We start from the raw sequence: 10,396 nt of genomic DNA, 5'->3' as shown, positions 1-10,396 counted from the left end.
GGATGTGTATAAGAGACGGCCCTTCGACTTCGGCGACAGCGCAGCCGGGACGACGGCAGGTGAACCGTGTTCGACGTTCAGCATCTTGCTGATCGGTTGCATCAGCGAGGTGGGCAGTTCGGTGGCCGTCGACATCGCCGGCGACACGACGTCGAGGATCGAGCTGGCCAGCGTGAACGGCGATTGTCCCGCGCCCGCGGTGGGTGCACCGGTGACGGCGACCGGGGCACCGTTTACGGCCATCGCCGTCGTCGGGCCGAGTAGTTCGGCCCGGGTCACCGCGACCGCGGCGGTCGCCTGCGACAGTCCGACGGAGGCGAACCCGGCCGCAGCTGCGAAGCCTGCGCCGACCGCCGGTGTCATCATCATCGGTACCGCGAAGCCGGTGATCTTCGCGACCGTCGCCGCGATGATCCCCTGCACCACTGCCAAGCCCTTTGCCACGATCGCGGCCGCCGTCTTGGTATCCAACGAGATCCCCGACCCCTGCGTGGCCAGAGCCGAACTGTTCGCCCCCGCCTCGGCGGTCTTGGCGCCGGCGCTCACCGCGCCCTGCCCTGCCCACAGCTGGTCGGCGAGTTTGAGTGCGCTCTGCCCCATCGTCATCGACGTCTCGAGCACCTTGGTGAGGCTCTCGAAGATGACGGTCGGGTCGAATCCGCCACCCGAGAGATCACCGGTGCCGAAACCACCCAGCAGATCGGTCATCGGTTTGATGAACATGTCCAGGTTCGGTGGCTGCAGCGGTGGCAGTCCCGGCATCGGCGGCAACGGGGGCAGCACCGGCAGCGGAGGCAGACCCAGTCCGCCCAGGACGTCGGCGACCGTGCGGTCGAGGATCGGGCCGAGCGGGGTCGCCTCGATCATCTCCTGCACCGTCATGTGATTCAGGGCAGGCACATCCGGGATGCCCGGTAGCGGTGGAACCGTCACAGCACCGAACGGATGGCTGCGGCGCTGGCGGCGTCGGTGCCCTCGAACTCGGCGAGACCCGCCGCAGTCGATGCCGCGGTGGCGGCATGCACGGCCGCGAGTTGCCCCACGGACATGAGGTGACTGGCCTGCGCAGCGATGAAGGCGGCGAGGAACTCCTGCCCGATGAGCCCGAAGACGGGGACCATCGCCGCTGTGTTGGCCGCGGCGTCGATCGACCCGGCGGTGCCGACGGCGGTCGCCATCGCGGCGTTCGTGGCGGCGAAGCCCTCGAGGACCTCCGGCGTCACCTTGACGTTCGTCATTCTCGAACCCCCTCGTGGGTGTCAGTCTGATGGATCGGTGTCATGTCGGCCGGGTCCGTCATTCGGCCGGACGAGCGGCCAGCATGTCGCCGAACGACTCGTTGAACTCCTCGGTCACCGCGGCGATCCGGGCGTAGACCTTCTGTGCGGCCAGCGCGGCGGTCGTCACGACCTGGTCGGCCAGCCGGCTCGCACCGAGTTCGTTGGCGCCGTAGGCGAATTCGAGGTCGATGAGCGCGCCCTTGCCGTCCACCTCGGCGGTGACCAGCCCGTCGGACGACGTCTCCCGGACCGAGATCGCGCGTAGCTTCTCCTGAAACCCGTGCAGGCCGTCGAGCTGCCGTTGCGCGCGCGCCTCGAGTTCGTCCATTCCCCAGGTCATCGCTGCAACCACGACGCGGGCGCGTCGGCTTCCTCGTCGTCGCGCCACTCGGCTCGTGCGAGATCGTCCGGGCGGGGCAACTGCATCTCCTGCACGAGGTCCCGGTCGATGCCGGCGGCGAGCAGGTTCTCGCGGAGCCGGATACCGGCGGACATCGCCGCCTGCTGACAGAGTCGGAGGATGTCCCCGGCGAGCAGAACCGGATCCTTGTCGAGTTCGGACGCCTCGATACGAACTGCCACCGGAAGACCTTGCGCGGTGGTCCGGACGCCGAGCCCGCCCGACCGTGACCGCGCGGTCACGAACTCGTGCAACACCGCCCACGGGTCGTCGGGATCACCGTCGACGAGATCCCGAGGATCGTCGGAGTAGGTCATGGAAAGCTGCACCCCCTTCACGCCGAATATGACGCAGCCGGGGCCCCTTCCGGTTCCATCGAATTTTCGTTCGACGGAACCAGACCTCCCACATACGGATCCGTGAAGAACCGCGCACCCCGCTGCGCACATGTGTTGAGTGTCTGCATAGTGCCATACTCGGTTCGGCCTCACCACACCAGAGATGCACTATGCCGAACGCGTGTCCTCGAGACGGCTCTGTGGACGTCGTCCGGACCAGGTCGAGGACCTTGGGTAGACTGCCGCAGGACGCAGCCGGGGTCGATCGACAAAACGGGGTGGATCGCTGCACGCCTCGCCGAACTCGCCGCAACGCGATCGGCGCCCGGCCGCTTGACCAGAGGATTCCCCGATGACGTACGAGAACCCGACGAGACCGGACGGAACCGGGCCCGGCACCCCTGATGCCGACGCCCCGGCGCCGCCGCCCTGGCTGCAGTTCGCCCCGCCGACCGCCGCTCCACAACAGCCGCCGGCAGCAGCGCCCGCGCCGCCCGCACCCCGGGGACCGTCCGCACGTCCGGACAGCGGATCACCGGCCCGCGAGACGATGCCCCCGCGGCCGGACTTCGAAAGCCGGTCGGCGCCACCGCCCGACCATCCCGCCGCCGTCCGTCCGCCCGCCGACCACGCCGGCGCCGCCGACCACCCCGGGGCCGCGCCCGCCGATCCGCATCCTCACGGCGGGCCCGTTCCGCCGGAGCCGCGTCCCGAGATCTCACCGACTGAGTACCCGGTCGCTCCCCCGTGGTCGCCGCAGGCCCCTCCCGTCCCAGGGCCGGACCACTTCGGACCCGACAACCTCGGACCCGGGCACGTCACCGGCCCGGCACCGTCATCCGGAATGCCGCCGCACCCCGCCGCGTCGCAGATCGTGCCGCCCGCCCCGCCGGCTCCCCAGTCCGCTCCCGCGTGGTCCGCCCAGCCGGGGATGCCACCGACTCCGGTCGCCGGCCATCAACCTCCGCCGTACGCGGGTCCCGCTCCGATGGGCCCCGGTCCCGCGCCCGCCTTTCCCGGGCAGCCGATGCAGCACGGATACGGGCCGCCGTCGGGAGGCCCTTCGCTCGACGAGGTGGCACTCATCCGGAAGGCCCGTCGCGCGCCGAGTCGCGGCTGGCGTCGTGCGGTGCACACGCTGTCTGCCGGTGCGATCAATCCCGGTGAGTCGCAGGGCGACATCGAATATCAGCAGCTGCTCGAACGGGTGAACCGGCCGGTCCGGGGCGACTATCGGATCGCCGTGCTGTCGCTGAAGGGCGGAGTCGGCAAGACGACGACCACCGTCGGCCTCGGCTCGACGTTCGCCTCCCTGCGGGGCGACCGCGTCATCGCCGTCGACGCCAATCCCGACCTCGGTACGCTCGCACAGCGCATTCCGCAGCAGACCCGGTCGACCGTCCGCGACCTGCTCGCCGATGAGAACGTCTACCGCTACTCAGACGTCCGGGCCCACACGTCGCAGGCGCCGAGTCGCCTCGAAGTCCTTGCCTCCGAACGAGATCCGGCGATGGCCGAGGCGTTCAACGAGGAGGAGTACCGCGGCGTCATCACCGTGCTGCAGCGCTTCTACAACATCATCATCACCGACTGCGGCACCGGTCTGAGCCACTCGGCGATGAACGGGGTCCTCGACCTCGCGAACACGATCATCCTCGTCAGTTCCCCGGCTCTCGACGGCGCCCGCAGCGCCGGCGCGACCCTGGACTGGCTGGAGGCGCACGGTTTCGGGCACCTCGTCTCGCGCGCCGTGGTCGTCCTGAGTTCGTCGCGACCCGGGTCGTCGACCATCGACACCGACCAGCTGGGTCAACACTTCCTCACGCGGTGCCGCGCCGTGCACAAGATCCCGTTCGACGACCACCTCGCCGAAGGCGCGGACGTCGACCTCGAACTGATGTCGAAGCCGACGAAGCGATCGTTCGTCGAACTCGCGGCGACCATCGCCGACGATTTCTCGGGTGGCCCCGGACAACGGGAGGAGCCGTTCCTCCGCTGACCGACCCCTGATTCCGGGCGGCGGAAGGGACCTGGTGCGACGCGGGGCAGACCCTTCGTGACGCGCCCTCCGCAAGCTCCGGGCGCTCCTCAGTATCTGCGGCCTCGCAGCCGTCGTGGACTTCGAGAGAACACTTGTGAGCGCCCAGATTTCATGCTCCCTGAGGTGCGAGCGAAGCGAGCCACGAAGGGTGTAGCAACGTGTCTCGCCAGCCCTTCGTGGCTCGTCGCTAGCGCTCCTCGCGCCTCAGGGAGCACAGGGAGGGCATCGCTTCACCCCATAGACCAGCGGTTTTGTTGTTCTTTCGGATCAGGGACCGGTGATTCGCCTCAGGGCGTCTCGGCGCGCCGATCGCGCCGCGCGATCCGCCAGCGCCGACCGAAGTGGATGAATGTCGGTATGACGATCGTGCACACGGAGGCGATGATGAAGATCTCGATGTTGTCGCGGATGACCGGGATGTTGCCGAGGAAGTAGCCGAGCAGGATGATCCCGGCCGCCCAGGTGAAACTGCCGAGCACGCTGAAGAGGGTGAACGTCCGATGTGGCATGCCGCTGAAGCCGGCGACCAGCGGGGTCAGGGTGCGGACGATCCCGATGAACCGGCCGAAGAACACGGTGAGCGGCCCGAAGCGGTCGAAGTAGTGGTTCGTCCTGGCCAGATACTCGGGTCCGATGGTGCGCATCAGTTTGCCCTCGACCACCCCGCGCCCCACACGGCGGCCGATGAAGTAGCCGCACTGGTCGCCGATGATCGCCGCCAGCGGCACAGCCAGGCACAACAGCCACAGCGGTGCGAAGGGATCGGGTTGCGCGGCGAACACGCCGGCGGTGAAGAGCACCGAGTCGCCGGGAAAGATGAACCCGACCAGGATGCCGGTCTCCACGAAGATCAGCACGCAGAGTCCGATGAGGCCACCGGTGGCCACGAAGGACTCGATGTCGAAGGGGTTCATCGAATCCAACACTAGTGGCGCAGCGACCCGCCGGGGCCCGGTGACCGTCGCGACGTGGCAAAGCGTCGGCAACCATTCAGATCCCGGCAACCCAGGTCGCAGCCGGCACCCGGCACCCGCCGCGCACGACGACCGGTGATGCGGTTTACTCGACGCCTAGCGGGACAACGCCCATTGCCATCCACCGCTCCGTCGCGAGGACGCGACCGACACCGCCCGAGCGACACCGAGGGGAGAGACAGTGCCCACCAAGCACCGGGATCCGTCCCCGACCACGACGTCCGGTCCGACGCTGCGTCCGGTCTCCGACACCGACGTCCGCATCGAGTACCACACCATCCACGGCTACCGGCGCGCCTACCGGATCGCCGGCAGCGGTCCGGCGCTGCTGCTCATCCACGGCATCGGTGACAACTCGTCGACGTGGGACGAGGTCATCCCGATCCTCGCGCAGCACTACACCGTCATCGCACCCGACCTGCTCGGCCACGGGGAATCGGACAAGCCACGCGCCGACTACTCGGTGCCGGCCTTCGCCAACGGCATGCGCGACCTCCTCGTCGTCCTGGGGATCAGCAAGGTGACGGTCGTCGGCCACTCCCTGGGCGGCGGCGTCGCAATGCAGTTCTGCTATCAGTTCCCGCGCTTCGTCGAGCGCCTGGTGCTGGTCGCGGCCGGCGGGGTCACCCGCGACGTCAACCCCGCCCTGCGGTTGTTCTCGCTGCCCGTCGTCCCGCAGGTGCTGTCGGTACTCCGCGTCCCCGGCGTGATCCCTGGTCTCACGACGCTCGCGAAAGCGATCGTCGCCGCGCCGATGCCGCCCCTGTTCCCGTCCTCGGCCACGCCCGAACATCTACTGGCCGACCACGAGGACCTCATGCGGGTCCTCGGTGGGCTTGCCGACCCCACCGCGTCGGCCGCCTTCCTCCGTACTCTGCGCGCCGTCGTCGACTGGCGCGGCCAGTCCGTCACGATGCTCGACCGCTGCTACCTCACCGAGCGCCTGCCGGTCCTGCTCGTGTGGGGCGACCGGGACATCGTGATCCCCCATCACCACGGCGAACTGGCGCACTCGGCGATCCCACACTCGGAGTTCGAGACCTTCTCCGGCTCAGGACATTTCCCGTTCCACGACGACCCCGAACGGTTCTGCCGGATCGTCATCGACTTCATCGCGCGCCACGCGCCGGTGGAATTCGATCCGCTCAACTGGCGGCATCTGATGTCCGAGGGCGCCCATCCGGAGCAGTTCGTCGGCGACGACGAGACCGTCGACGAGGTGCTCGAGGCCTTCGGAGACGAGCGCAACGCCACCTGACCCGAAACACACTCGCGTATGCCACCATTGCGGGATGACGTACCCGGGGAATGGCAATGACGGCACCCGTCCGTTGCCGCATCAGCCGAACGCCTACGACTCCAGTCCCGGCTTCGTGCCCGCTCCCGCCCAATTCCCGGGCCCCGGCATGGGTTACGCGCCGCCCGGGCCGTTCTTCGACGCGGGTGCCGCGGCATTACCCGAGCCGCCGCTCGTGGTCATCGGTGACATCACGTGCACCCAGCACTACGTGATCACGCCGTCGGGCACGTTCCCGCTCGCGGGTTCGCAGTGGGAGGTCACCGACATGTCCGTGTCCTCCGAACAGATGTCGCAGACGGGCCTGGTGCTGGCGCTCGTCGGGTTCTTTCTGATCTGCTTTCTGAGTCTGCTGTTCTTGCTGATGAAAGAACGGCGCACAACGGGCTTCATCCAGGTACGGGTCCGGGGCGCGGGCGGCGCGATGCACGTCACCAACGTCCCCGCCACGTCGCCCTGGACGATGAGCGATGTGTCCGGTCGCGTGTACTACGCACGCGAACTGGCCACCGTCGCCTGAGCCGACCGCACGTTCGAGATGAGCACGCCGCTCTATCCAGTCACGAGGAGGACCACCCGATGACCACACCAGACAACCCGGGCGACAAGCCCCACGACCCGTTCGTCAAGCAGCCACCGGCCGACGCCTCGCCGTCGTACGGCACCGACCCCGGCCAGCAGCCGGGGGGTTCGGAGTTCGGCACCGCCGGGACCTCGCAGCCCGGCGTCGGCAATCCCCAGTACGGCGACCAGCAGTACGGGAGCCAGCAGTACGGCGACCAGCAATACGGGAACCAGCAGTACGGGGCACCCCAGCAGTACGGCGACCAGCAGTTCGGGGGCCAGCAGTTCGGGGCACCGCAGCAGTACGGCGCACCCCAGCAGTACGGGGCTCCGCAGGGCGGGTATCCCGCGGCGCCCGGTTACGGCTACGGCGGCGCACCCGACCCCACTGCTCCCTACGGCCGTGACCCGTCCACCGGCGAGCCGCTGTCCGACAAGTCGAAGCTGGTTGCCGGCCTGCTGCAGATCTTCCTGGGCAGCCTGGGCGTCGGCCGCTTCTACATCGGCGACAACACCACCGGCGCGATCCAACTCGGCCTGACGATCCTCGGCTACATCACCGCGATCTTCTTGATCGGGTTCGTCATCATCTTCGGTGTCGCCATCTGGGCGCTGGTCGACGGCATCATGATGCTGACCGGCAGTGTTCGGGACAAGAACGGCCTCAAGCTGGGCAACTGACCGCTGCGCTCGAGGAGGCCCCGGGGATCTGTCCCCGGGGCCTCCTTGTGTCACAACAACTCCGGGCTCGCCGTCGAGACGGCGGGTGGTCACCCACCACAGCAACCGGTCGACCCGCGCACGTCACGGGTCACCGTGTTGCGGGCGGCGAGTTCGTCGTCGGCGGGATAGTCGACGCCGACCAGGCACAGACCCCGGGCCTCGGCGACGGGGACCTGACTGCTGCGGGTTCGCTCATCGAGAAGCCCACGGCACCAGTCGATGTCGCGCCTGCCGTCGCCCACACTCGCGACCGCGCCGACCAGCGACCGCACCATCGACCAGCAGAACGCGTCCGCGCTCACCTCGCCGACGAGGACTCCTTCGGCGTCCCGTCTCCAAGAGAACCGCTGCAGTTCCCGGATCGTGGTCGCACCCTCCCGCCGACGGCAGAACGCCGCGAAGTCGTTCAGGCCGAGCAACTCCGACGATGCCGCGTTCAACGCTTCGACGTCGAGCGGCCGACGCCATGTCGCGGTCGTCCGCGCGACCACCGGTTCGGCACCCCACCGTGCATCGGTCAACCGATAGCGGTAATGCCGGCGCAGCGCCGAGAACCGAGCGTCGAACTCGTCCGGGACAACGCGCACGGCCGTCACCCGGACGTCATCGGGACACATCTTCGCGAGACGCCCGACGAGCGTCGCGGGATCACCGGCGATCGATCGGGTCTCCAGTACCGACTTCGGAACCTCGGCGTGCGCGACCTGCCCAGTGGCATGCACACCGGCGTCGGTGCGCCCCGCCACCGTCAGCCGCACCGGCACCCGCAGGACCGTCGACAACCTGGTCTCGAGTTCCTCGCACACGCTGCGCTGGCCGACCTGCCGTGCCCATCCGGCGAAGTCGGTGCCGTCGTACGAGATGTCGAAGCGGAGACGACAGAACCCGCCGGCACCGGAATCGGCGCCGACGGGTTCGGTCTGCGGTTCTCGACTCAGTCGACTACTTCTTCTCACCGTCGACGTCGGCTCCGGCTGCCTCGGCATCGGGAGCGGTCGCGGCGGTGGACTCGTCGTCGATAGCCTCGGCGACAGCCTCGGCGTTGGCGACCTCGGCATCGGTGGCGTCGGCCTCGACGGCCTCCACCACGTTCGCGTCAGCCGAATCGGTATCAGAGGACCCGCTCGCTGCGCTCCCGGCGTCCGGGTCAGCGACAACCTCTTCGGTGGCGTCGAGCTTGTCCTCGGCGGCCTTCTTGGAGGCGGCGACGCGGGTCGCGCGGCTGGCCTCGCTCGACGCGGTGGACTCGCGCACCAGCTCGATCACGGCCATCGGGGCGTTGTCACCCTTGCGCGGCAGCGTCTTGATGATGCGGGTGTAGCCACCCGGACGATCGGCGAAGAACGGGCCGATCTCGTCGAACAGCGTGTGCACGACGTCCTTGTCACGGATGTCCTTCAGCACCTCACGACGGTTGGCCAGCTTGCCGGCCTTGGCGTGGGTGATGATCTTCTCCGCGTACGGACGCAGGCGCTTGGCCTTGGCTTCCGTGGTGGTGATGCGGCCGTGCTCGAAGAGCGAGGTGGCGAGATTCGCCAGCATCGCCTTCTGGTGGCTGGCCGACCCGCCGAGGCGGGCACCCTTGGTGGGCTTGGGCATTGTCTTCTCCTAGGAGGACTCCACATCACTCGATGCGGAAGTCAGGGTTTGGGCAGTGACAGCTACCGCCGCGTCGTAGCGACTACAGCTGCTCGGTCTCCGCGAAATCCTCACCGGAATCGGCGTCGAAGGACGCGTCTTCCGACCACGTGCCGGTGGCCGGGTCGTAACCCGCGACCTGCGACGGATCGAAGCTGGCCGGGCTGTCCTTAAGAGACAGACCGAGCGCGTGCAGCTTGACCTTGACCTCGTCGATCGACTTCTGACCGAAGTTGCGGATGTCGAGCAGATCCGACTCGGTCCGTGCAACCAGCTCGCCGACGGTGTGCACACCCTCGCGCTTGAGGCAGTTGTAGGAACGAACGGTCAGCTCGAGATCCTCGATCGGCAGGCTGAACGAGGCGATGTGGTCGGCCTCGGCCGGCGACGGCCCGATCTCGATGCCCTCGGCCTCGACGTTCAGCTCCCGGGCGAGCCCGAACAGCTCCACCAGGGTCTTGCCCGCCGATGCCAGCGCGTCACGCGCACTGATCGAGTTCTTGGTCTCCACATCGAGCACCAGTCGATCGAAGTCGGTGCGCTGTTCGACACGCGTGGCCTCGACCTTGTAGGTCACCTTGAGCACCGGCGAGTAGATCGAGTCGACCGGGATGCGGCCGATCTCGGCACCCGACGCCTTGTTCTGCACGGCCGGGACGTAGCCGCGGCCCCGCTCGACGACGAGCTCGATCTCGAGCTTGCCCTTGTCGTTCAGGGTGGCGATGTGCAGATCGGGGTTGTGCACGGTGACACCGGCCGGCGGCACGATGTCGGCACCGGTGACGGTGCCCGGACCCTGCTTGCGCACGTACATGGTGACCGGCTCGTCCTCGTCCGAGCTGACCACGAGGCCCTTGAGGTTCAGGATGATGTCGGTGACATCCTCCTTGACCCCGGCCACGGTGGTGAACTCGTGGAGGACACCGTCGATGCGGATGCTGGTGATGGCTGCACCCGGGATCGAGCTGAGCAGGGTACGACGCAGCGAGTTGCCGAGGGTGTAGCCGAAGCCCGGCTCGAGCGGCTCGATGACGAACTTCGAGCGGTTCTCGGCGAGGACTTCCTCGGTGAGGGTGGGTCGCTGTGAGATGAGCATTCTGTGGATCTCTCCTTTGGCCGCCCGCTATATGACGGCCTCGAG

Annotated in this window: 11 protein-coding genes and 1 pseudogene; 4 read left to right on the top strand and 8 right to left on the bottom strand. The window is 68.2% G+C overall.

The window, feature by feature from the left end:
- From FFS52_RS10165 to FFS52_RS10150, 4 genes and pseudogenes are all read right to left on the bottom strand, one after another.
- Nucleotides 1–882, bottom strand: a pseudogene (locus FFS52_RS10165) (hypothetical protein); the annotation flags it as partial.
- Between the two features lie 47 nt (nucleotides 883–929).
- The gene (locus tag FFS52_RS10160; protein WP_058251955.1) at nucleotides 930–1,238 is read right to left on the bottom strand and encodes a type VII secretion target; all 309 of its coding nucleotides are present in this window, start codon (nucleotides 1,236–1,238) and stop codon (nucleotides 930–932) included.
- A gap of 58 nt (nucleotides 1,239–1,296) precedes the next feature.
- The gene (locus tag FFS52_RS10155; protein WP_078113319.1) at nucleotides 1,297–1,608 is read right to left on the bottom strand and encodes a YbaB/EbfC family nucleoid-associated protein; all 312 of its coding nucleotides are present in this window, start codon (nucleotides 1,606–1,608) and stop codon (nucleotides 1,297–1,299) included.
- 8 nt (nucleotides 1,609–1,616) lie between these two features.
- Nucleotides 1,617–1,997, bottom strand: a complete 381-nt coding sequence (locus FFS52_RS10150) for a hypothetical protein (RefSeq protein ID WP_137809593.1) — start codon at nucleotides 1,995–1,997, stop codon at nucleotides 1,617–1,619.
- A gap of 373 nt (nucleotides 1,998–2,370) precedes the next feature.
- Between FFS52_RS10150 and FFS52_RS10145 the strand changes: the two genes are divergently transcribed.
- Nucleotides 2,371–4,017, top strand: a complete 1,647-nt coding sequence (locus FFS52_RS10145) for a MinD/ParA family protein (protein WP_137809592.1) — start codon at nucleotides 2,371–2,373, stop codon at nucleotides 4,015–4,017.
- Nucleotides 4,018–4,346: 329 nt separating this feature from the next.
- Here FFS52_RS10145 and FFS52_RS10140 read toward each other — a convergent pair whose 3' ends face one another.
- On the bottom strand, nucleotides 4,347–4,973 hold the full coding sequence (locus FFS52_RS10140; protein WP_058251958.1) for a DedA family protein: 627 nt from the start codon (nucleotides 4,971–4,973) through the stop codon (nucleotides 4,347–4,349).
- A 241-nt stretch (nucleotides 4,974–5,214) separates the two neighbouring features.
- Between FFS52_RS10140 and FFS52_RS10135 the strand changes: the two genes are divergently transcribed.
- Genes FFS52_RS10135 through FFS52_RS10125 form a run of 3 tightly spaced genes read left to right on the top strand, consistent with a single transcriptional unit; the run spans nucleotide 5,215 to nucleotide 7,575 of the window.
- On the top strand, nucleotides 5,215–6,291 hold the full coding sequence (locus FFS52_RS10135; RefSeq protein WP_058251959.1) for an alpha/beta hydrolase: 1,077 nt from the start codon (nucleotides 5,215–5,217) through the stop codon (nucleotides 6,289–6,291).
- 34 nt (nucleotides 6,292–6,325) lie between these two features.
- Complete coding sequence (locus tag FFS52_RS10130) at nucleotides 6,326–6,850, top strand: hypothetical protein (protein WP_137809591.1); 525 nt, start codon at nucleotides 6,326–6,328, stop codon at nucleotides 6,848–6,850.
- A gap of 59 nt (nucleotides 6,851–6,909) precedes the next feature.
- Nucleotides 6,910–7,575, top strand: coding sequence for an NINE protein (locus FFS52_RS10125; RefSeq protein WP_058251961.1), 666 nt, complete (start codon nucleotides 6,910–6,912; stop codon nucleotides 7,573–7,575).
- Between the two features lie 89 nt (nucleotides 7,576–7,664).
- Here the strand turns inward: FFS52_RS10125 and truA are convergent, their stop codons facing one another.
- The 3 genes from truA to FFS52_RS10110 form a co-directional block, all read right to left on the bottom strand.
- Nucleotides 7,665–8,603, bottom strand: a complete 939-nt coding sequence (truA, locus tag FFS52_RS10120; RefSeq protein ID WP_137809590.1) for a tRNA pseudouridine(38-40) synthase TruA — start codon at nucleotides 8,601–8,603, stop codon at nucleotides 7,665–7,667.
- On the bottom strand, nucleotides 8,560–9,216 hold the full coding sequence (gene rplQ, locus FFS52_RS10115) for a 50S ribosomal protein L17 (protein WP_137809589.1): 657 nt from the start codon (nucleotides 9,214–9,216) through the stop codon (nucleotides 8,560–8,562). The genes truA and rplQ overlap by 44 nt, the downstream gene beginning before the upstream one ends.
- A gap of 82 nt (nucleotides 9,217–9,298) precedes the next feature.
- The gene (locus FFS52_RS10110; protein WP_058251963.1) at nucleotides 9,299–10,351 is read right to left on the bottom strand and encodes a DNA-directed RNA polymerase subunit alpha; all 1,053 of its coding nucleotides are present in this window, start codon (nucleotides 10,349–10,351) and stop codon (nucleotides 9,299–9,301) included.
- Nucleotides 10,352–10,396: the final 45 nt, after the last annotated feature.

The sequence above is a fragment of the Gordonia sp. ALPHA1B1 genome (genome assembly GCF_005502615.1).
Classification (GTDB): domain Bacteria; phylum Actinomycetota; class Actinomycetes; order Mycobacteriales; family Mycobacteriaceae; genus Gordonia; species Gordonia hongkongensis.
This window is presented reverse-complemented; position numbering and strand designations above follow the sequence as displayed.